We start from the raw sequence: 21,889 nt of genomic DNA, 5'->3' as shown, positions 1-21,889 counted from the left end.
TGTAGGAGCTGCCGCAGGCTGCGATCTTTTGATGTTAAAGCTTGTTGATCGGGATCTTCAGATACACGACGCCATTGTCCTCAGCCGCCGGCAGATTCCCCGCCCGCACATTCACCTGAATCGCCGGCAGCAGCAAAGTCGGCATGCCCAACCCGGCATCACGTTTGGTGCGCATCTCGACGAACGCCGCTTCATTGATCCCGTCATGCACATGAATATTGCCTTTGCGCTGCTCACCGACAGTGGTCTGGCACTGCGACTCACGACCCTCGGGCGGATAGTCGTGGCAAACGTAGAGTTTCACGCTGGCCGGAAAGGCCAGCAGTTTGTGAATCGAGTTGAACAATTGGTGGGCATTGCCACCGGGAAAGTCGCAACGCGCGGTGCCGACATCAGGCATGAACAGGGTGTCGCCCACCAGAATCTGTTCGCCGTCGATCAAGTAGGCCATGTCCGCCGGCGTATGCCCGGGCACATGCAGGGCCGTAGCCTTGAGATTGCCGATCCGGAATGATTCGTTCGGCGCAAACAGGTGATCGAACTGCGAGCCGTCGACGCAGAACTCCGGCTCCAGATTGAACAGCGCCTTGAACACGTTCTGCACTTTGCTGATCGATTCACCAATAGCTATTTTCCCGCCCAGCTCCCGGCGCAGATACGGCGCGGCGGACAGGTGGTCAGCGTGCGCGTGGGTTTCCAGCAGCCACTGCACTTGCAGGTTGTGGGCGCGAACGAAGGCGATGATTTTGTCGGCCTGGGCGGTGCAGGTGCGCCCGGCGGCGCCGTCGTAATCGAGCACCGGATCGACGATTGCACATTGCCCGCCGTCGGCTTCATAGACCACATAGCTGTAAGTCGAGGAGGCGGGGTCGAGGAAAGCTTCAATCTGCGCGGGCATGGACACCAACCTGAACGAGGAAAATGGGTTGCAACACTTTATCTAAAAACATAATGTTCGCAGCTTAAGTGACCTTGAAGGCATCGTGCAAATGCAATCCAGTCTGACCGAATGTGAAGTCGCCCAACTGCGCGCCTCGGCCTCCAAGGCCTGTGCGTTGCTCAAGGCCATGGCCAATGAGGATCGCCTGTTGATCCTCTGTCAACTGACTCAGGGTGAGCGCAACGTCGGCGAACTGGAAAAAATGACCGGTGTGCGCCAGCCGACGCTGTCCCAGCAACTGGGCATCCTGCGTGATGAGGGACTGGTCGCGACCCGTCGTGAAGGCAAATACATTTTTTACGGCCTTGCCAGTCCGGAAGTCATCCAGGTCATGAAAACGCTTTCCGGGTTGTATTGCGGCGCCGTGCTGAAAAGTCTCGGCCATCAATAAATGCCAGCCAACACACAACCCCTGTAGGAGTGAGCCTGCTCGCGATAGCGGTGTATCAGTCAATAAAGATATGGCTGACCCACCGCTATCGCGAGCAGGCTCACTCCTACAATGGATTTGTGTGAAGGCTGAGAAATCCTTGCGTGCAGCAAAAGGAACAAGCAATGAACGATCAACACTGGGGCCCATCCATCAGTGCAGACATCGTGGTCATCGGCGGCGGTACGGCCGGTATCGGTTTTGTCGCCAGCCTGCTCAAGCGTGATCCGGCGCTGAAAATCACCGTGATTGAACCGAGCGCCCAGCATTACTATCAACCGGCGTGGACGCTGGTCGGCGGTGGTGCCTACGACGTCAAAGACACCGCCCGGCCGATGAACAAGGTCATGCCCAAGCAAGCAAACTGGCTGCAAGCGGCAGTCACCGCGATCGACCCGGACAAGCGCCAGCTCACCCTCAACGATCAACGCACAGTCAGCTATCAAAACCTGATTGTTTGCCCCGGCCTGCGTCTGGCCTGGGAGAAGATCGAAGGCTTGCAAGAGAGCCTCGGCCAGCACGGCGTCACCTCCAATTACAGCTATCAGCACGCGCAGTACACCTGGGATCAGGTGCAGAAACTGCGCGGCGGCAAAGCGCTGTTCACCCAGCCGGCGATGCCGATCAAATGCGCCGGTGCGCCGCAAAAGGCGCTGTACCTGTCCTGCGATCACTGGCGTAAAACCGCCGTGTTGAACAACATCCATGTCGAATTCAATCTCGCTGGCGCCGCACTGTTCGGCGTGGCGACGTTTGTGCCGCCGTTGATGAAGTACATCGAAAAGTACAACGCGCAACTGGCGTTCAATTCGAATCTGGTCAAGGTCGACGGCCCGGCGAAAACCGCCTGGTTCGAGATCAAGGACGCCGACGGCAACGTCAGCCGCGTAGCGAAAACCTTCGATCTGTTGCACGTGGTGCCGCCGCAGGTGTCGCCGGACTTCATCGCGCAAAGTCCCTTGGCCGACGCGGCCGGCTGGTGTGAAGTCAATCCGCACAGCCTGCAGCATCCGCGTTATCCAGACGTGTTCGCGCTGGGTGATATCTGCGGCACCAGCAACGCGAAAACCGCCGCAGCAGTGCGTAAACAAGTCGTGGTGGTCGCGGAAAACCTGCTGGCCCTGCGCAAGCAACAATCGCTGCCGCTGAAGTACGACGGTTACGGTTCCTGCCCGCTGACGGTGGAGAAGGGCAAGGTGATCCTCGCCGAGTTCGGTTATGCCGGTAAGTTGCTGCCGACCTTCCCGTTGGACCCGACCGTGGCGCGGCGCTCGGCGTGGTTGCTCAAGGCGACGCTGCTGCCGTGGTTCTACTGGAACGGCATGCTCAAAGGGCGCGAGTGGCTGACCGGCCTGTCCAAAGTCGACTGAGAACATCCTATGTTGCTGGCAAGCCTGTTTGGTGTGGTGATGGGGTTGGTGCTCGGTTTGACCGGGGCCGGCGGTGGGATTCTCGCGGTGCCGGCGCTGGTCCTCGGCCTCGGCTGGACGATGACTCAGGCAGCGCCGGTGGCGTTGTTTGCGGTGGGCAGTGCGGCGGCGGTCGGTGCGATCGATGGCCTGCGTCATGGCCTGGTGCGCTATCGTGCGGCGTTGTTGATTGCCGCGCTCGGCGCGGTGTTTTCGCCGTTGGGCATTTACTTCGCGCACCAGTTGCCGGAGAAAATCCTGATGATCCTGTTCAGTCTGCTTATGGTCATGGTGGCCTGGCGCATGCTGCGCCGCGAGCGTCAGCAGGAAGGGCCGAGTGATCATGGCCATGCCAGTTGGGGTCAGAAGAATTGCATGCTCAATGAAGAAACCGGGCGCTTCGACTGGACTGCCAAATGCACCGCAACGCTGGCGGCGTTGGGCGCGATTACCGGGGTGGTGTCCGGTTTGCTTGGGGTCGGTGGCGGCTTCTTGATCGTGCCGGCGTTCAAGCAACTGACTGACGTGCAGATGCGCGGGATTGTCGCGACGTCGTTGATGGTGATCAGTCTGATCTCGGCGATCGGGGTGATCGGCTCGTTTCACGCCGGTGTGCGGATTGATGCGCAGGGCGCGGCGTTTATCGTCGCCAGCATTGTCGGCATGATCATTGGGCGCAAGCTCTGTGCGCGGGTGCCGGCGCGGGCGTTGCAGGTGGGATTTGCCAGTGTCTGTCTGGTGGTGGCGGGGTATATGTTGTTGCGGGCGTAAAGCAAAAATCGCAGCCCGTGAGGGCTGCGATCCATTAACCGCTTACAACACCAGATGTGGCAACCACAGCGAAATCGCCGGAATGTAGGTCACCAGCATCAACACCAGGAACAGCACCGCGTAAAACGGCAGCAGCGCTTTCACAGTGCTCTCGATGCTGACCTTGCCCACCGCCGAACCGACAAACAGCACCGCGCCTACCGGCGGTGTTATCAGCCCGATCCCGAGGTTGACCAGCATGATCATGCCGAACTGCACCGGATCCACACCGATACCGAGAATCACCGGCATCAGGATCGGCGTCAGGATCAGGATCAGCGGCGCCATGTCCATCACCGTGCCGAGCAACAGCAGCATGACGTTGATGCACATCAGGATCACGTAGCGGTTGTCCGACAGGGTCAGGAACAGCGTGGTGATCTTCGCCGGGATCTGCATCAGGGTCATGATGTAGCCGAAGCTCGCGGCGAAACCGATCAGGATCATCACGATCGAAATCGTCCGCACGGTGCGGTGCATCAGTTTCGGCAGTTCACTCCATTTGTAGTCGCGGTAAATGAACATGGTGACGAAGAATGACCACAGCACGGCAATCGCCGCCGATTCGGTCGCGGTGAAGATCCCCGAGAGGATGCCGCCGAGGATGATCACCATCGCCATCAGGCCCCAGAGGGCTTCGCCGACGATTTTCAACGCCTGGCGCATCGGGATCACTTCACCCTTGGGATAATCGCGTTTTCTCGCAAAAATTAGACACAGCACCATCAGGCAGGCGCTCATCAGCAAGCCCGGCACGATGCCCGCCATGAATAGCGAGGCAATCGAAACCGTACCACCGGCGGCCAGGGAGTAGAGCACCGAGTTATGGCTTGGCGGAGTCAGCAGGGCTTGCACCGAGCCGCTGACGGTCACGGCGGTGGAGAAATCCCGTGGATAGCCCTTGCGTTCCATTTCCGGAATCAGCACCGAACCCACCGACGCGGTGTCGGCCACTGACGACCCGGAGATCGCGCCGAAAAAGGTCGAGGCGACAATGTTGACCAGTGACAGACCGCCGCGGACAAAACCCACCAGTACCCCGGCACACGCCACCAACCGGCGAGACATGCCGCCCTCGGCCATGATCGCACCGGCCAGCACGAAGAAAGGAATGGCCAGTAGCGAGAATTTGTTCACTCCTGACGCGACCTGGATCATCACCGCCTGGAACGGGATGTCGATCCACCATGCACCGATCAGCGCGGCGGCGCCCAGTGCGTAGGCGACGGGCATGCCGATCAGGATCAATACGATAAAACTGCCCAGCAGTATCAAAGCGTCCATTAAGCGGCACCTTCACTTTCTTCCACCAGGTCGAACTGCACGACCCGCCGTTTGCTCTGATCACCGAGCAAGAGTTTTTCCAGCACGAAAATCAGCGTCAGCAAACCGCCCACGGGAATGGGCAAGTAGGTCACGCCAACCCGCAGGTCGGGCAGAGCAGCCATGAACTGATTCCAAGTGGACATGCACAGTTTGGCGCCCCAGATCGTCATGAAGATGCAGATCGCCGCCATGAGCAGTTGTGAAAATATCGCCGCTGCAGATCTCAGTTGTGGAGGCATGCGATCGGTGAGCATGGCCACGGCCATGTGCGCACCGGCGCGGTAACTGGCGGCGGCGCCGATGAAGGTAAACACCATCATCAGCAGGATCGCCGTGGGCTCGGGCCAGCTCGAGCCGGTGCCCAGCACGTAGCGGGCGAACACGCCCCAGGGAATCATCAGGGAGATCGCCAGAACGGAAAGGCCGGCGACCCAGATGCACGTCATGTAGATCTTGTCGTTGATACGCAGCAGTAGATTCTTCATCGGGTTCCACCGTAACCGGGCGCGCCGCAGTCATCGGGCGCACCGGGCCTTGTTCATGAGGACGGAGCGGGAGACGTTACTGAATGGCTTCGATTTTCTTGATCAGGTCGGCGTACTTCGCGCCGTACTTTTCCCGCACCGGAGCGGTGGCGTCGTAGAAGGGTTTCTTGTCGACCTCGATGAACTCGACGCCGGCGGCCTTGAGTTTTTCTTCACTGGCAGCGGACTTCTTGTCCCACAGCACGCGCTCTTCGGCTTGGGCAGCCTTGGCGGCGGTCTTGACCAGCGTCTGCTGATCCGGGGTCAGTTTTTCCCAAGTGATTTTCGACATCACGATCGGCTCTGGCAGGATCAGGTGACCGGTGAGGCTGTAGTACTTCGCGTTCTGGAAGTGGTTATGTTCGAGCAGGGTTGGCGGGTTGTTTTCCGCGCCGTCGATTACGCCGGTCTGCAGGGCGCTGAAGATCTCTCCGGTGTCCATGGCGATGCCGTTGCCGCCCATGGCGTTCATCATGTCGATGAACATCGGGTTGCCTTGCACGCGGATTTTCATGCCCTTGAGGTCTTCGAGCTTGCGCACCGGTTTCTTGGTGTAGACGTTGCGCGTGCCGCCGTCCATCCAGGCCAGGGCCACCAAACCGAATTCGGAGTTGGTGATTTTGTCGAGGATTTCGTCGCCCACCGGGCCGTCGATGACGTTACGCATGTGTTGATGGTCGCGGAAGATGAACGGCATGTTGAACACGTTCACGTCCGGTACCACCGGGCCGACGATACCCAGGCTGACGCGAGACAGCTGTACTGCGCCGACCTGCATCTGCTCGATGACCTCCTTTTCGGAACCCAGCACACCGCCGGGGAAGTACTGAAAGGTCAGCTCGCCGTTGGTTTCCTTGGTCAGGGTCTTGCCCATGTTTTCTTCGGCCACCACGGTTGGATAACCGGCGGGATGAATGTCAGCGAATTTGAGTTGCAGGGCCTGAGCGGCGCCAGTGAAGGTAAACATCAGCGGGATTGCAGCGGCCAGCAAGGTGCGTTTGAAGTACATGGGGGTGAGTCTCCAGTCTTGTTATTGTTGTGTTCAAGGCGCAGCGGTGCAGCAGAGGCGGGTGTTACAGCAAATCGTTGAACAGCGGTTCCGGCAGGCCTTTGACGTTGGGGTTCAGGGCGAATACGCCACCGGCCAGAGAGTGCGGATCGTGGTCGTCGCCGGGACGAATCGAGGTGACGAACAAAGTGTCCATGCGGCTGCCGCCGAAGGCACACATGGTCGGTTTTTTCACCGGCACCTCCAGTGAGAAATCAAGACGACCGTCCGGCGCGAAGCGGTGAATCAGGCCGGCGTCGTTGGCGCAGATCCAGTAGAAACCTTCAGCATCCACGGCAGCGCCATCTGGCCGCCCGGGGAAGTGGTTCATGTCGACGAACACACGACGGTTCGACGGCGTGCCAGTCTCGGTGTCGTAATCGAACGCCCAGATCAGTTGCACGTCGGGGTGCGAATCGGACAGGTACATCGTCTTGCCGTCAGGGCTGAAGCCGAGGCCGTTGGGCACGATGAAACCGTCGAGCTGGGCTGCGATCACGCCAGACTGCCCGGCGCCGTAGCGATAGAGCCGACCTTCGGGCGCACTCAGCCCCATGTTCAACACCATGCTGCCGGCCCAGAAACGGCCCTGTCGGTCGCAGCGACCATCGTTGAGGCGCATGTCTGCGCGACTGTGCTCGACGCTGGCCAGCCGTTCGCTGTCGAGGCTGCCGTCGCTGTGCGGGTGCAGATGAAAAAAGCCGCTCTCCATGCCGGCGACCCAGCCGCCACCGCTATGGTGGGCGATGCAGGCGAGCATTTCCGGGGTTTTCCAGGCATGCACGTGGCCGGTGTCGGCGCTCCAGCGTTGCAGCCCGCCGTTGGCAATATCCACCCAATACAGCGCGTTTTCCTGCGGCACCCAGACCGGGCTTTCGCCCACGGCGTTGCGGGCATCGACGATCAATTCGGCTTGCATACTCATTCCTTCGCGTCGTTGTCAGGGTGATCAGTCGCCGAACGGACCTGCGGCGACAAACGCGCCGCCCTGATAGATCCGCGCCGGGTCATCGGCGGCCGGCATCGGTTGCGCCTCGACTTTTTCGCGGAACACTTCGGAGCTGTCCTTCGCCTCAAAGCCGAGGTGGCTGGCGAAGCGGTTGTCCCACCAGGCGTCCTTGTTGGCGGACATGCCGTAGACCACGGTGTGGCCGACGTTCGGCGTGTACAGCGCGCGTTCGAGCAATTGCGTGAGGTCGTCGAAACTCAGCCAGGTGTGCATCATTCGGCGGTTTTGCGGCTCGGGAAACGAGGAGCCGATGCGGATACTGACGGTCTCGATGCCGTAGCGATCGAAGTAGAAACTGGCCATGTCTTCGCCGTAGGACTTGGACAAGCCGTAGTAGCCATCCGGGCGGCGCGCGGAGCTGGCGTCGAGCGGTTCGTCCTGTTTGTAGAAGCCGATGACGTGGTTGGAACTGGCGAAGATCACTCGCTTCACGCCATGCCGGCGCGCCGCTTCGTAGATGTGAAACACGCCGCAGATATTGGCGCCGAGGATTTCTTCGAAGGGCCGCTCGACGGAGACGCCGCCGAAATGCAGGATCGCATCGACACCTTCGACCAGTTGATGCACGGCGTGTTTGTCGGCCAGATCGCAAGGGACGATTTCTTCGCGATCATCGACGGCCGGGGCAATGGCGGCAATGTCCGACAGGCGCAGGACATTGGCATAAGGGCGCATACGTTCGCGCAGAACTTTGCCCAGGCCCCCGGCAGCGCCGGTCAGCAGCAGACGGTTGAACGGGGCGTGGGGAGTAGAGGTAGACGTCATGGCAAGCCCTTACACGTTGTTATTAGGTTTGTTGTAGGTTGTCGTATGACTGAGCTGAAGTATCGGTAGGGTTTCCGGAACTTGTCAACGCGACTTTTGGTGTAAATGACGGAAGGCCCGGTTCTCTTTTCGATCACCACCGTTCCGTACTTGCAATGCAATCCCATGTGGGAGCGAGCCTGCTCGCGAAAGCGGTGTGCCAATCAACATCAATGCTGAATCTGCCGCCGCCATCGCTGGCAAGCCAGCTCCCACAGGTATCAGCGTTGTTTTCAATTACCGCATTCACCACAAAATCCTGTGGGAGCTGGCTTGCCAGCGATGAGGCCGGCCCAGGCAACTCTTGCATCGACTGACACGCCGCCTTCGCGAGCAGGCTCGCTCCCACAGGGAAACTCGGTGTGACGACTGGCTTTACAACAACGAAATCGGATAACTGATAAAGATCCGGTTCTCGTCAAACTCGTTGGTGCTGAAGTCCCGGCGTATCGTCGCGTTGCGCCATTTCACGTTGAGATTCTTCAGCGGGCCGCTTTGCACGGTGTAGGCCAGTTCCGACTCGCGGCCCCATTCCTTGCCGTCATTGGTGGTGGCGGTGTGCACGTTGTCGCCGCTGATGTAGCGGTTCATCAGGGTCAGGCCCGGAACACCGAGGGCGACGAAGTTGTAGTCGTGGCGCAACTGCCAGGAGCGTTCCTTGGCGTTGTCATAACTGGCGTTGTAACTGTCGTTGGCGAGGGTGCCGCCGCTGGTGCCGTTGACCCGCATCCACGCGTCGTCGCCGCTGAGCTTTTGCAGACCGACATAGAAGGTGTTGCCGCCGTAGCGGGCCGAAAGCAGGGCGAACGCGGTTTTGTTGTCGAGGTCGCCAGCTTGGGCGCTGCCGTCTTCCTTGCCGGTGAAGAAACCGAGGTTGGCGCCGAGGGTCCAGTCGCCCAACGGCTGGCTGTGGCTGAGGTTGAAATACTGCTGCTGGTAGATGTCGCTGAGTTCGGCGTACCACACGCCGACGAGGGTACGCTTGTCGTTGAAGGTGTATTCGCCGCCGCCGAAGTTGAAGCGGTCGGAAGTGAACGCGCCGCGGCCGTTCATCGACATGTCTTCCATGCTCGCGTCATTGCGCGGGCTGTTGCCACGGAACTGGCCACCGTAGACAGTCAGGCCATTGATCTCGGTGGAGGTGATCTGGCCGCCGCGAAAGGTCTGCGGCAGCGAGCGGCCATCGTCGGAACGCAGGATCGGCAGCACCGGCATCCATTCGCCGACCTTCAATTCAGTCTTGGAGACTTTGGCCTTCAACGCCACGCCGAGCCGTCCGAAATTGTCGGCCGGACGCCCGTCATCGTGGATCGGCAACAGTTGCGTACCGCCCGTACCTTTGCCGCCATCGAGCTTCTGCGAGTACATGCCAAGGATGTCGAGCCCGAAGCCGACCGTGCCTTGGGTGAAGCCGGATTTGGCATCGAGAATGAAGTTCTGCGTCCACTCTTCAGCCTTGCCCTGCGGGTTGGCCGGGTTGACGAAGTTACGGTTGAAGTAGGCATTGCGCAGGTTCAGCGTGGCTTTGCTGTCTTCGAGAAAGCCTTCGGCATCGGCGCTCATCGGTAAGGCAAGGGCGAGGCTGCTGCAGCCGATCAGGCCGAGGGTGGAACGCGGGCGAAGCGTGGCAAAGCGGGAAGGGCGGACGGAACTGCAGACGAGTGTGCTCACTGTGACGCTCCCTGTTGCGTTTGTTGTTTTTATTATTTGTCATACGTCGTCGTACAACATGGTTGCGGATATTTCCTCGGTTTTCCGGGAATGTCAACAGCAAGTTATACGATGACTTGCCGTCGCGACGCAGATCACTTTGTAGGAGCTGCGGCACGCTGCGATCTTTTGATCTGGCTTTTTAAAAAACAGGATCAAAAGATCGCAGCCTCGTTTCACTCGACAGCTCCTACAAAGATTTGTGTTGTCCATGGGATGTGTGTTGCCGGTGAATTTGCGGCAAACTTCACCCACGTTCCGCACAAGGCCTTTCCATGGATCAATACGCCCCGCGCAACTGGCAGCCCCACGAAAAACCCAGTCTGCCCGGTTCCCCCTCGACGCCGTTGCACTCCAACCCCAAGCGCCTGGCCTATGCGCTGGTCGGTTTACTGGTGGCGGTGACCGGTGGCTTGGGCAACTCGCTGGTGGTGGCCAACCTGCCTTATCTGCAAGGCGCACTCGGCGCGACCACGGCGGAAATGGCCTGGTTACCGGCGGCGTACGTAATGACCAACGTGTCGATGAACCTGTTGCTGGTGAAGTTTCGTCAGCAGTTCGGTTTGCGTGCATTCACCGAAGTGTTTCTGGTGCTGTATGCGCTGGTGACTTTCGGCCATCTGTTCGTCAACGACCTGAATTCCGCGGTGGCGGTGCGCGCGGCCCACGGCATGGTGGGCGCGGCGCTGAGTTCGCTGGGCCTGTATTACATGGTCCAGGCGTTCCCGGCGAAGTGGCGGCTGAAGGCGCTGGTACTCGGCCTCGGCACCTCGCAACTGGCCTTGCCATTGGCGCGATTATTTTCCGAAGACTTGCTGCAGATCGCCGAATGGCGCGGCTTGTATCTGTTCGAACTAGGCATGGCACTGCTGTCGCTGGGCTGCGTATTGATGCTCAAGTTGCCACCGGGCGACCGCTTCAAAACCTTCGAAAAACTCGACTTTCTCACCTTCGCCATTCTCGCCACTGGCGTGGCGCTGCTGTGTGCGGTGTTGTCGCTGGGGCGGATTGACTGGTGGCTGGAGGCCAACTGGATCGGCTACGCGCTGGCTGCCTCGATTGCTTTGATCCTCGCCGGTCTGGCCATCGAACATAACCGCAGCAACCCGCTGCTGATGACCCGCTGGCTTGGCAGCGGGACGATGATCCGCCTGGCGCTGGCGGTGACCCTGATTCGCATGGTCACCTCGGAGCAGTCCACCGGTGCGGTCGGTTTCATGCAGAACCTGAACATGGGCTACGAGCAACTGCACAGCCTGTACGTGGTGATGCTGATCGGCAGTGTCGCGGGATTGTTGACCAGTGCGCTGACCATCGACCCCAAACACCTGCTGATGCCGCTGATTATCTCGCTGGCACTGATGGCCACCGGGTCGGTGATGGACAGCTTTTCCAACAACCTGACCCGCCCGGAAAACCTCTACTTCAGCCAGTTTCTGCTGGCCTTCGGCAGCACGTTTTTCCTCGGCCCGACCATGGTTTTCGGTACGCGCAACGTGCTGACCAATCCGCGCAATCTGGTGAGTTTTTCCGTGCTGTTCGGGATCTGCAACAACCTCGGTGGCCTGCTCGGTGCGGCGCTTCTGGGCACTTTCCAGATCGTCCGGGAAAAATTTCATTCCAGTCAAATCGTTGAGCACCTGACGCTGTCTGACCCTTTGGTGGCTGCGCGTGTGCAGAGCGGTGGTTCGGCGTATGGCTCGCTGTTGGCCGACCCGAGTTTGCGCAATCTGGCGGGTATTCGCAGCCTGTCCAATGCCGCCACCCGTGAGGCCAATGTACTGGCCTACAACGATGTGTTCATGTTGATCGCCGTAATTGCGGTGCTGACCATGATCTGGCTGTCCATTCGTGCGCTGTGGCTGATGAGCACCACCAAAGCCGTCGCCCCCGCGCCTTCCACACCTTCGAGCGGTGCCACTTCTTCATGACCGAACCGACCACCACAACCACCAATGCCATTGCCGCCACGCCCGAGGGTGTGGCACCGCCGTCATCGCCGAACACCGAGCCGCGCTCGCTGCGCGTGCGGATCATTTCTTCGCTGGGCTTTGCCGCGATTGCCATCGTCGGCGTGTTGATCGTTTTGTATGCCTGGCAATTGCCGCCGTTCAGCAGTGCGGTTGAGACTACCGAAAACGCCTTGGTGCGCGGGCAGGTGACGATCATCGGCCCGCAACTCGCCGGTTATGTTTACGAGGTGCCGGTGCAGGATTTCCAGTACGTGAAGGCCGGGGATTTGCTGGTGCGTCTGGACGACCGCATCTATCAGCAGCGACTCGACCAGTCACTGGCGCAACTGGCGGTGCAGAAAGCCGCGTTGGCCAATGTGGTGCAGCAACGCAACAGCGCCGAGGCGACGATCAAATTGCGTCAGGCGGCGCAGGCCGACAGCGAAGCGCAGTTGCGCAAGAGTGAAGCGGATCTGCGCCGGAATCAGGAATTGGTACGCGACGGTTCGGTGTCGAAGCGCGAGATGGACGTCGCGCTGGCGGCGAATGCGCAAAGCATTGCGGCGGTCGCGCAAGCCAAGGCCAATCTGGAAATCGCCCGTCAGGATCTGCAAACGGTGATCGTCAATCGTGGCTCGCTGGAGGCGGCCGTGACCAGCGCCGAAGCGGCGGTGCAACTGGCACGGATTGATCTGTCGAATACGCGCATCGTCGCCCCGCGTGACGGCCAGCTCGGGCAGATCGGCGTGCGCCTCGGTGCCTACGTCAACTCCGGAGCGCAGTTGATGGCGTTGGTGCCAAACCAGAAATGGGTGATCGCCAACATGAAAGAAACCCAGATGGATAACGTGCGCGTCGGGCAACCGGTGCGCTTCACCGTCGATGCGCTGAATCACCGCCGATTCACCGGGCATGTGCAGCATATTTCGCCGGGGACGGGCTCGGAATTTGCCCTGTTGCAGGCGGACAACGCCACCGGCAATTTCGTCAAAATTGCCCAGCGGGTGCCGGTGCGGATCACCATCGATCCGGATCAGCAGGAAGAGGAGCGTTTGCGGCCGGGGATGTCGGTGGTGGTCAGCATCGACACCGCAGCGGGCGACACCCAACCCCATTAAGATCAAAAGATCGCAGCCTTCGGCAGCTCCTACAGATTACCCATGTAGGAGCTGCCGAAGGCTGCGATCTTTTGATTTTCAGGTTGTGATCATCGGGAGCAGGGTACCGAGCAGCGAGACAGCCGCAACCGCGCCAATGCCCAGCAGCCATTCGAGCATCACACTGCGCCTGAGCGCGCCCATCCGCTGCTCGCAATCCTCAACCCGCAAGCGGTTGAACAGCGCCAATCCGAGCATGGCCAACACCAGCAGCGCCTTGATCAACAGAATCAAGGCAAACCCGCTGAACAGCGGCGTCGGCCACCACTGGCCAGTGAGCACGCGCACATTGATCAACCCCGTGATCAGCAACCCCGCGACCAAGGCATAACCGATCCCGCTGAAGCGCCGCAAAATTTCACGCATCGGCTCCGTCGGCTGACGCAGAATCAGCACCAGCACCAGCATCAACAACCCGCCCAACCACGCCGCCACGCAGGTCAGATGAACGATCTGGTTGAGAATCAGCAATTGCCCGCTCAAACCATCGAGCATCGCACCATGCCCGACCGGTGCCAGGGTCGCGAGCAACAATGCGCTCAAGCCCAAACGCAACGGCATGCTCGAACGCCAAGGCGTGAACAACAGCGCCAACAGCGCGGCATTGATCAGCAGATGCCAGCGCCATACCTGACCAAAAAACGTATGACCCAGCACCAGCGCAACCGTGTCTGGGTCAAACGCCGCCGCTGCCGAACCGGCCATGCTCGCGGTGATCAACAGCGCCCAGGCAATTCCGCTGAGCAGTGCCACAGTCGCCAGCCAACGCGCCAGTCGCGCCAGGTGCCGGTCCACTTGCGGCGCTTCATCCTTGAGCAGCAACGGCCTGAACAACCAGGCCCCGAACAGCATCAACACCACGATGAAATGCACAAAGCGGCACAGCACCAGCGCTTCACTCATGAATTACTGACTCACCTTGAACTGGTAGGCGCCTTCGCTTGTGTGCGTGTCGACAGACACTGCGTGCCATTCGACTTTGTACTCGCCGGCGCTCAAAGGAGCTGCGGGGGTAACGATCAGGGTTTTCTTGTCGCCCTCGGTGGTCAGCGGTTTGACCACGACCGGTGCGCCATCGCGAGTCAACGTGACTTTGGTGAAACTGGCCTCGACACCTTCGGAAAAGGTCAGGCGCAAATCGGCGGGAGCTGCGACTGTGCTATCGGCGGCCGGGATCTGGCTTTTCAGGTGGGCGTGGGCAAATACGGAAGATGCGGCGAACAGCGAAGCTAGCAGGGCAGTGGTGGTCAGGACGTTCTTGAACAGCATCGCGAATACCTCTGAGGCAGGAGTGAAGAAGCGTCAGTTTAGCCATCCGCTCACGCCAGTACGAAGTTTTGTTTGCAGCGGTCGCCCGCGGACCAGAGCGGATGCTAGTCTTGGGCAACGCTGTTGTCAGGGAGCCCTCATGGGCAATCACAAGATCGAGATTCGTCGCAACAACGTCGAGAAAATTCTCCTCGCGGCGGAAAAAGTCTTCGCCGAAAAAGGCTTCGGCGGCACGGCCATGGCCGACATCGCGGCTGAAGTGCAACTGCCGCGCTCCAACCTGCATTACTACTTCAGCACCAAGAGCGAGCTTTACAGCGCGGTGCTGTTCGATCTGCTGGAAGTATGGAAACAGGATGCGCTGTGCTTTGAGATGTTCGACGATCCGCGCGTGGTGCTGAGCAGCTACATCCGCGCCAAGATGAACCACTCGCGCAGCCGACCGTACGGCTCGAAAGTCTGGGCCAACGAGATCATCCACGGCGCGCCAACGTTGGGCGAGGCGCTGGATGTCAGCCTGTATGACTGGGCGAAAATGAAGGAAGCGAAGATTCGTCAGTGGGTCGAGGACAAGCGGATTCTGCCGGTGGAACCGTCGAGTTTGCTGTACATGATCTGGGCGTCGACGCAGCACTATGCCGACTTTGATCATCAGGTGAATATTCTGAATGAGCATCAGCCGTTGTCGGATATGCAGTTTGAGCGGGCGGTGCAGACGGTGACGAGTGTGATATTGCGTGGGATCGGGCTGGAGCCCTAGAAGCAGACCCTCACCCCAGCCCTCTCCCAGAGGGAGAGGGGGCCGACCGAGGTGTCTTTCGAGTTACATCGACCTGAAGAACCGAGTCGATTGCGGATTCAAAGCCGTCCGAGCCTGTGGCTGTTTCGACTATGGATTCAAAGCAAATCGTTCACGTCGGTGGATTTCTGAAGCATCCCCCAATCAGTCCCCTCTCCCGGAGGGAGAGGGGGTCTACGGAGGTGTCTCTCGAGGTACATCGACCTGAAGAACCGAGTCGATTGCGGATTCAAAGCAAATCGTTCATGTCGGTGGATTTCTGAAGCATCCCCCAATCAGTCCCCTCTCCCTTTGGGAGAGGGTTAGGGTGAGGGGCTAGACCGCAACGTGATACGGATTCCGCGGATCATGATTCCAGTCCAGAAACGGCTTCCCAGTCTCCATCGGCACCATCTCGATACAGTCCGCCACCGGACACGTGATCTGGCACAGATTGCAGCCCACACACTCCTCATCAATCACTTCATATTTATGCGTGCCGTCCGCCTGCTTCAGACTGCTGATCGCCTGGTGTGAAGTGTCCTCACAAGCAATGTGGCAACGCCCGCAACCAATGCACGCGTCCTGATCAATCTTGGCGATCACCTGATAGTTGATATCGAGGTACTTCCAGTCCGTGGTGTTGCCCACCGCGCGCCCGGAAAACTCGGCGATGCTGGCGTAACCCTGACTGTCCATCCACCGCGACAACCCATCCTTCATCTCTTCGACAATGCGGAACCCATGCAGCATCGCCGCCGTGCACACCTGCACTGCGCCGCTGCCCAGCGCCATGAATTCCGCGGCATCGCGCCAACTGCCGATGCCGCCAATCCCGCAGATCGGCAAGCCCTGGGTCTGCGGATCGCGGGCGATTTCGGCGACCATGTTCAGCGCAATCGGCTTCACGGCCGAGCCGCAATAACCGCCGTGGGTGCTTTTGCTGCCGACGGTGGGCAGGGCGACCATGTGTTCCAGGTCGACGCTGGTGATCGAGTTGATCGTATTGATCAGCGACACTGCATCGGCACCGCCGCGATGGGCGGCGCGGGCGGCGACGCGGATGTCGGTGATGTTCGGCGTCAGTTTGACGATCACCGGCAGCGAGCAATAGGTCTTGCACCAGCGCGTGACCTGTTCGACGTACTCCGGCACCTGACCGACCGCCGCCCCCATGCCACGCTCGGGCATGCCGTGCGGGCAGCCGAAATTCAGCTCGATACCGTCAGCGCCGGTGGCTTCCACCAGCGGCAGAATGTGTTTCCACGATTCCTCCACGCACGGCACCATCAGCGAAACGATCAGCGCGCGATCCGGCCAGTCCTTCTTCACCTGAGTGATTTCGCGCAGGTTGATTTCCAGCGAACGGTCGGTGATCAGCTCGATGTTGTTGATGCCCAGCACTTCACGGTTATTGCCGTAGTGCGCCGAGTAACGCGACGACACGTTGACCGCCGCCGGATCCTCTCCGAGGGTTTTCCAGACCACGCCACCCCAGCCCGCTTCGAAGGCGCGGACCACGTTGTAAGCTTTGTCGGTCGGTGGCGCAGAGGCCAGCCAGAAAGGATTCGGCGCTTTGATGCCAGCGAAGACAATCGACAGATCGGCCATTTACGCAGCCTCCACGTTAAGCATCAGTTGAGCATTGATCGCCTCGGCGGCGCGTTTGCCGTGCTGTACGGCTTGCACGGTGAGGTCCTGATCGAGGCTGGTGCAGTCGCCGCCGGCATACACGCCGGGGATGCTGGTGCGCAGGTTTTCATCGACGTAGATGCGTTCGCCCTGACGCTTGAGTTCACGGGCCAACGGGTCGGCGAGGGCGCTGCCGTCGAAGGCCTGACCGATGGCTTTGAAGATCGCATCAGCGGCCAGCTCGAAAGTTTCGCCGGTGGTTTGCAGGCGACCGTCGACAAGATCGGTGCGGGCGAAACGCATGCCGCGCACCTGGCCCTGAGCGTCGAGCAGCACCTCTTCCGGTTGCGCCCAGGTCAGCAGACGTACTTGGTTGGCTTTGGCGATGTCCTGTTCATGACCGGTGGCGCCCATGTCGGCGGCGCCACGGCGATACACCAGATTGACGTCGCGGGCACCGAGGCGGGCCATTTGCACGGCCATGTCGATCGCGGTGTTACCGGCGCCAAGGACGATGCAGCGTTCGGCCAGTGGCAGTTGCGTGAGGTCATCGGCCTGGCGCAATTCGCGAATGTAGTCGGTGGCAGCGAGCAGGCCGGGGGCATCTTCGTGGGCCAAACCGAGTTGCTTGCTTGCGTTGAGGCCGAGGCCGAGGAACACCGCGTCGAACTGCTGATGCAGTTCACTCAGCGTCAGATTCTCGCCGAGCTTGTGCCCGTGACGAATCTCGATGCCGCCGATCTGCAGAAGGAAATCCAGTTCCTTCTGCGCGTAGTCGTCGACCAGTTTGTACTTGGCGATTCCGTATTCATTGAGGCCGCCAGCCTTTTCCCGAGCTTCGAAAATCACCACGTCATGGCCGTGCATGGCGCTGCGATGCGCACAGGACAAACCGGCCGGCCCGGCACCGACCACGGCGATGCGTTTGCCGCTGGCAGCCGCGCGCTGGAACGGGTGCTCGCTGAAGTGCGCGTTGTCCACGGCGTAGCGTTGCAACAGGCCGATCAACACCGGCGCGCATTCCTGGGCGTTATTGCGCACGCAGGCTTGCTGGCAAAGAATTTCCGTCGGACACACCCTCGCGCAACTGCCACCGAGGATGTTCGCCGAGAGGATTTTCTGCGCAGCACCGGGGACGTTGTCCTGATGAATGTTGCGGATGAACGACGGGATGTCGATCTCGCTGGGGCACGCGTTGACGCACGGCGCGTCGTAGCAATACAGGCAGCGCGAGGCTTCCAGATGCGCCTGCCGGGCATTGAGCGGCGGCGCTAAATCGGTGAAATGCCCGGCGAGGGCGGCCGCGCTTTCGTGCGGGTGGGGGAGATGGTTCAGGGGCTCGATCACGGTTTTGTGCCTCACGGTTATTGAGGTTCTCTGCCTCTATCGGGCAGTGGTTTTTGTGGCGTTCGAGATGGCCTCATCGCTGGCAAGCCAGCTCCCACAAGGTTTTGTGAGCACCACAGATCCCTGTGGGAGCTGGCTTGCCAGCGATAGGCCGAAGGCCGCTTTCAGCGTTTCACAGCAACTGGCTTGTGCAACTCAGCCCGCTTGCTCAGCAAATCAAACACCGCCGGATACGCCGGCCGTTCGATGTACCGCCCGGCCCCGCGCTCGGCGCGCAGGTCGCCATCGGCCCAGACCACCCGGCCCTGGCTGACGGTATGGCTCGGCACACCGCGCACGGTCTTGCCTTCGAAGATGTTGAAGTCCACCTGCTGATGGTGGGTCTTGGCGGAAATGGTCCGGGTGCCTTGCGGATCCCACAGCACCAAGTCGGCATCGGCACCCACACGAATCGCGCCTTTGCGTGGATACAGGTTGAAGATCTTCGCGGTGTTGGTGGAGGTGAGGGCGACGAAATCCTGCATCGACAAACGCCCGGAGTTAACCCCCTCATCCCAAAGCACTGCCATGCGATCTTCGATACCCGCCGTACCGTTGGGAATCTTGCTGAAGTCATCGCGCCCGGCGGCTTTTTGCTCGGCGCAGAAGCAGCAATGGTCAGTCGCGGTGGTGTGCAGATTGCCATTTTGCAGTCCGTGCCACAGCGCCTCTTGATGACCCCGCGGACGGAACGGCGGGCTCATCACGTAACCGGCAGCGGTCTGCCAGTCCGGGTGTTGATAGACGCTGTCGTCGAGCAGCAAATGCCCGGCGAGGACTTCGCCATAAACCGGTTGGCCCTTGCTGCGCGCATAAGTGATTTCGTCGAGGGCTTCCTTGGTCGAAACGTGCACCAGATACAACGGCGTGCCGATGGTTTCAGCAATACGAATCGCCCGGCTCGCCGCTTCACCTTCAACCTGCGAGGGCCGCGACAGCGGATGCGCCTCCGGCCCGGTGATGCCCTGGGCCATCAACTTGCGTTGCAAGTGATAAACCAGCTCGCCGTTTTCCGCGTGCACGGTCGGCACCGCGCCGAGTTCCAGGCAGCGCTCGAAACTCGCCACCAGCGTGTCGTCGGCGGCCATGATTGCGTTCTTGTAAGCCATGAAATGCTTGAAGCTGTTGATCCCGTGATGGCTGACCAGCTCGGCCATTTCCTCACGCACCTGCTCGCTCCACCAGGTGATTGCGACGTGGAAGCCATAGTCGGAAGCCGACTTTTCCGCCCAGCCGCGCCACTGATGAAAGGCTTCCATCAGCGACTGCTGCGGATTGGGAATCACAAAATCGATGATCGATGTGGTGCCGCCGGCCAGACCGGCCGCCGTGCCGCTATAGAAATCTTCGCTGGCCACGGTGCCCATGAACGGTAGTTGCATGTGCGTGTGCGGATCGATGCCGCCAGGCATCAGGTATTGCCCGCTGCCGTCGAGGACTTCGGCGCCGGCGGGAACATCAAGGTTTTCACCGATGGCTTTGATCACGCCGTCGGCACAATAGACGTCGGCGCGATAACTTTCATCATGGGTAACAACGGTGGCGCCACGGATCAACAGAGACATTCCGAGTTCCTCGCAGGCATTGACCGACTTGTGCCGGTTCTAGATGTTTTATTGATGTACAGCGTTGCAGGTCGTATTCCTGTCAGCGCTGTCAGGAATAGAAGCTAGTCGCAGATTTGCAATAGATCAAGATTATTTTTTATAAGCTTATGACTGTTTTAAGTGTATGAAAAATAAGAATAAAAACTATAAATCACCAAAATGGTGAGGCCGTTCACCATTTTGACGCACTTGACAGGATGGAAATATGAGCAAGATTTCCTATGTGAAATCAGCCGCTTGAAGTTGAGCTGCGGTTGCTCGCTCACGGTGAAAATAAATGCAGTGCACCAGATTGAGTCCTGTCTGTTCGGACAACTTGCCAAGTGTTTAGCCTGAGCACCCAGACAAGTTTCCGCGAACTCATCCGGTGAATAATTAAAACTTATGAATATCAGAAAGTTGCAAAGCGTTTGAAACACCGCCCGATGCGTAAGCGGGGCACCCGGCACGTTTATTGATGCCGCCGCTGACACCATGGCCGGTGCACGAAAGTTGTCAGTTCCTCCGGCCATCGTCCGGCTCGCGCACTCGTGTGCAAGCCGCCTGATGAGCAAAAAAATAATCAGAAGAACAGTGGAGCGGCCATGCAACAGATCAGATCGCAAGTGACCGAGCGCGACGGCTTGTTCGAACTCGAAGCCGGCAGCGACGTCCTCGACAGTCCCCGTTACAACCACGACATGGCACCGACCAAGGTGCGCGAACGTACCTGGAACAAGTGGCACATCACCGCGCTATGGGTCGGCATGTCGATCTGTGTGCCGACTTATACCCTCGGTGGCGTGCTCACGGCGTACTTCGGCTTGAGCGTCGGTGAAGCGCTGCTGGCGATTCTGTTCGCCAACGTCATCGTGCTGATTCCGCTGACACTTAACGCTTTCCCCGGCACCAAGTACGGCATCCCGTTTCCGGTGTTGCTGCGCTCGTCGTTCGGCATTCTCGGCTCCAACGTGCCGTGCCTGATTCGCGCACTGGTGGCGTGTGGCTGGTTCGGCATTCAGACGATGTTTGGCGGGCTGGCGATTCACCTGTTTCTCGGCTCGGTGTTCGAGGGCTGGAAATCCCTCGGCGGCACGGGGGAGGTGATTGGCTTCATGGTGTTCTGGGCGTTGAATCTGTGGGTGGTGATTCGCGGTGCCGAGTCGATCAAGTGGCTGGAAACCCTGTCGGCGCCGCTGTTGGTGGCGGTCGGCATCGGGCTGCTGGTGTGGGCGATGCCCAATGTGTCGATGACTGAGTTGCTGGCGATTCCGGCTAAACGTCCGGAGGGCGCCAGTGTGGTCAGTTACTTCGCCGCCGGGCTGACCGCAATGGTCGGTTTCTGGGCCACGTTGTCGCTGAACATTCCTGACTTCAGCCGTTATGCCAAGAGCCAGAAGGATCAGATCCTCGGGCAGATTTTCGGCCTGCCGCTGACGATGTTTTTGTTTGCATCGCTGGGCGTGATCATGACCGCCGCTTCGGTGAAACTGGTCGGTGTGACCGTCTCCGATCCGGTCACTCTGATCGGTCATATCCAGAGCCCAGTGTGGGTCGCGGTGGCCATGGCGCTGATCATTATCGCCACGTTGTCGACCAACACTGCCGCGAACATCGTCTCACCGACCAACGACTTCCAGAACATCGCACCGAAGGTCATCAACCGCACCAAAGCGGTGTTGCTGACCGGGTTTGTCGGACTGTTGCTGATGGGTCATGAATTGCTGAAAAAACTCGGTTTGATCGTCTCCGATGTCAGCCTGGAAACCGTGTATTCCAACTGGCTGCTGGGTTATTCGAGCCTGCTCGGGCCGATCGCCGGGATCATGGTGGTGGACTATTTCCTGATCAAGAAACAGCAACTGGACCTGGCCGGTTTATACCGCGACGACGTCTATCCGGCGTGGAACTGGGCCGGGTTTCTCGCGTTCGGTGTGCCGGTGGTGCTGACCTTGCTGTCGCTGGGTAGCGATGCGTTCAGCTGGTTCTACAGCTATGGCTGGTTCACCGGCTCGGCGCTGGGCGGGATTATTTATTACGGGTTGTGCGTGATGCGTGCGCAGCCTTCGGTCGTTAAATCAGCGGTGTAAGTGAGGGCCCCATCGCTGGCAAGCCAGCT

Annotated in this window: 19 protein-coding genes; 7 read left to right on the top strand and 12 right to left on the bottom strand. The window is 59.7% G+C overall.

From position 1 onward, the window contains the following. Positions 1–34: 34 nt before the first annotated feature. Positions 35–898 carry an MBL fold metallo-hydrolase gene (locus CKW26_RS06760; protein WP_095047993.1) on the bottom strand — a complete coding sequence of 288 codons (864 nt, stop codon included), beginning with the start codon at positions 896–898 and terminating at the stop codon, positions 35–37. A 91-nt stretch (positions 899–989) separates the two neighbouring features. Here CKW26_RS06760 and CKW26_RS06755 point away from each other — a divergent pair, with 91 nt between their 5' ends. The 3 genes from CKW26_RS06755 (at position 990) to CKW26_RS06745 (ending at position 3,550) form a co-directional block, all read left to right on the top strand. Further along, positions 990–1,331: a helix-turn-helix transcriptional regulator gene (locus CKW26_RS06755; protein WP_007915092.1), complete on the top strand. Its 342-nt coding sequence runs from the start codon at positions 990–992 to the stop codon at positions 1,329–1,331. 164 nt (positions 1,332–1,495) lie between these two features. Then, a complete protein-coding gene (locus tag CKW26_RS06750; RefSeq protein WP_095047992.1) occupies positions 1,496–2,740 on the top strand; it encodes an FAD/NAD(P)-binding oxidoreductase in 1,245 nt (414 codons plus the stop codon). Between the two features lie 9 nt (positions 2,741–2,749). Beyond that, complete coding sequence (locus CKW26_RS06745; RefSeq protein WP_095047991.1) at positions 2,750–3,550, top strand: sulfite exporter TauE/SafE family protein; 801 nt, start codon at positions 2,750–2,752, stop codon at positions 3,548–3,550. A gap of 42 nt (positions 3,551–3,592) precedes the next feature. On the opposite strand, the gene CKW26_RS06740 is transcribed toward CKW26_RS06745, so the two are convergent. From CKW26_RS06740 to CKW26_RS06715, 6 genes are all read right to left on the bottom strand, one after another. Further along, complete coding sequence (locus CKW26_RS06740; RefSeq protein ID WP_095047990.1) at positions 3,593–4,873, bottom strand: TRAP transporter large permease; 1,281 nt, start codon at positions 4,871–4,873, stop codon at positions 3,593–3,595. Then, positions 4,873–5,400 carry a TRAP transporter small permease gene (locus CKW26_RS06735; protein ID WP_038365548.1) on the bottom strand — a complete coding sequence of 176 codons (528 nt, stop codon included), beginning with the start codon at positions 5,398–5,400 and terminating at the stop codon, positions 4,873–4,875. Before CKW26_RS06735 ends, CKW26_RS06740 begins: the two co-directional genes overlap by 1 nt. A gap of 76 nt (positions 5,401–5,476) precedes the next feature. Beyond that, the gene (locus CKW26_RS06730) at positions 5,477–6,448 is read right to left on the bottom strand and encodes a TRAP transporter substrate-binding protein (protein ID WP_095047989.1); all 972 of its coding nucleotides are present in this window, start codon (positions 6,446–6,448) and stop codon (positions 5,477–5,479) included. A 64-nt stretch (positions 6,449–6,512) separates the two neighbouring features. Beyond that, positions 6,513–7,406 (bottom strand): SMP-30/gluconolactonase/LRE family protein, encoded by an 894-nt coding sequence (locus CKW26_RS06725; RefSeq protein WP_095047988.1) that lies wholly within the window; start codon positions 7,404–7,406, stop codon positions 6,513–6,515. Between the two features lie 30 nt (positions 7,407–7,436). Next, a complete protein-coding gene (locus tag CKW26_RS06720; RefSeq protein WP_095047987.1) occupies positions 7,437–8,261 on the bottom strand; it encodes an NAD(P)-dependent oxidoreductase in 825 nt (274 codons plus the stop codon). Between the two features lie 414 nt (positions 8,262–8,675). Continuing rightward, positions 8,676–9,971: an OprD family porin gene (locus tag CKW26_RS06715; RefSeq protein ID WP_095047986.1), complete on the bottom strand. Its 1,296-nt coding sequence runs from the start codon at positions 9,969–9,971 to the stop codon at positions 8,676–8,678. Between the two features lie 314 nt (positions 9,972–10,285). Between CKW26_RS06715 and CKW26_RS06710 the strand changes: the two genes are divergently transcribed. Both CKW26_RS06710 and CKW26_RS06705 read left to right on the top strand, forming a co-directional pair. Continuing rightward, positions 10,286–11,941, top strand: a complete 1,656-nt coding sequence (locus CKW26_RS06710) for an MFS transporter (protein ID WP_095047985.1) — start codon at positions 10,286–10,288, stop codon at positions 11,939–11,941. Further along, positions 11,938–13,080: an HlyD family secretion protein gene (locus tag CKW26_RS06705; protein ID WP_095047984.1), complete on the top strand. Its 1,143-nt coding sequence runs from the start codon at positions 11,938–11,940 to the stop codon at positions 13,078–13,080. Before CKW26_RS06710 ends, CKW26_RS06705 begins: the two co-directional genes overlap by 4 nt. Before the next feature lie 78 nt (positions 13,081–13,158). Here the strand turns inward: CKW26_RS06705 and copD are convergent, their stop codons facing one another. Together copD and copC are read right to left on the bottom strand one after the other, a co-directional pair. Next, positions 13,159–14,022, bottom strand: a complete 864-nt coding sequence (copD, locus tag CKW26_RS06700; RefSeq protein WP_095047983.1) for a copper homeostasis membrane protein CopD — start codon at positions 14,020–14,022, stop codon at positions 13,159–13,161. Positions 14,023–14,025: 3 nt separating this feature from the next. Then, entirely contained in the window at positions 14,026–14,388 is a 363-nt protein-coding gene (copC, locus tag CKW26_RS06695; RefSeq protein ID WP_095047982.1) for a copper homeostasis periplasmic binding protein CopC, read from the bottom strand. A gap of 139 nt (positions 14,389–14,527) precedes the next feature. Between copC and CKW26_RS06690 the strand changes: the two genes are divergently transcribed. Then, a complete protein-coding gene (locus CKW26_RS06690) occupies positions 14,528–15,148 on the top strand; it encodes a TetR/AcrR family transcriptional regulator (protein ID WP_007919317.1) in 621 nt (206 codons plus the stop codon). A 354-nt stretch (positions 15,149–15,502) separates the two neighbouring features. Here CKW26_RS06690 and preA read toward each other — a convergent pair whose 3' ends face one another. The 3 genes from preA to hydA form a co-directional block, all read right to left on the bottom strand. Continuing rightward, positions 15,503–16,777, bottom strand: coding sequence for an NAD-dependent dihydropyrimidine dehydrogenase subunit PreA (gene preA, locus CKW26_RS06685; protein WP_093440896.1), 1,275 nt, complete (start codon positions 16,775–16,777; stop codon positions 15,503–15,505). Next, positions 16,778–18,145 (bottom strand): NAD(P)-dependent oxidoreductase, encoded by a 1,368-nt coding sequence (locus tag CKW26_RS06680; RefSeq protein ID WP_095047981.1) that lies wholly within the window; start codon positions 18,143–18,145, stop codon positions 16,778–16,780. Positions 18,146–18,309: 164 nt separating this feature from the next. Then, positions 18,310–19,749 (bottom strand): dihydropyrimidinase, encoded by a 1,440-nt coding sequence (gene hydA / locus CKW26_RS06675; protein WP_095047980.1) that lies wholly within the window; start codon positions 19,747–19,749, stop codon positions 18,310–18,312. 626 nt (positions 19,750–20,375) lie between these two features. Between hydA and CKW26_RS06670 the strand changes: the two genes are divergently transcribed. After that, positions 20,376–21,860: an NCS1 family nucleobase:cation symporter-1 gene (locus tag CKW26_RS06670; RefSeq protein ID WP_095047979.1), complete on the top strand. Its 1,485-nt coding sequence runs from the start codon at positions 20,376–20,378 to the stop codon at positions 21,858–21,860. Positions 21,861–21,889: the final 29 nt, after the last annotated feature.

Origin of the sequence: Pseudomonas sp. Irchel s3h9, from assembly GCF_900187475.1 — a bacterium.
GTDB lineage: Bacteria > Pseudomonadota > Gammaproteobacteria > Pseudomonadales > Pseudomonadaceae > Aquipseudomonas > Aquipseudomonas neuropathica.
This window is presented reverse-complemented; position numbering and strand designations above follow the sequence as displayed.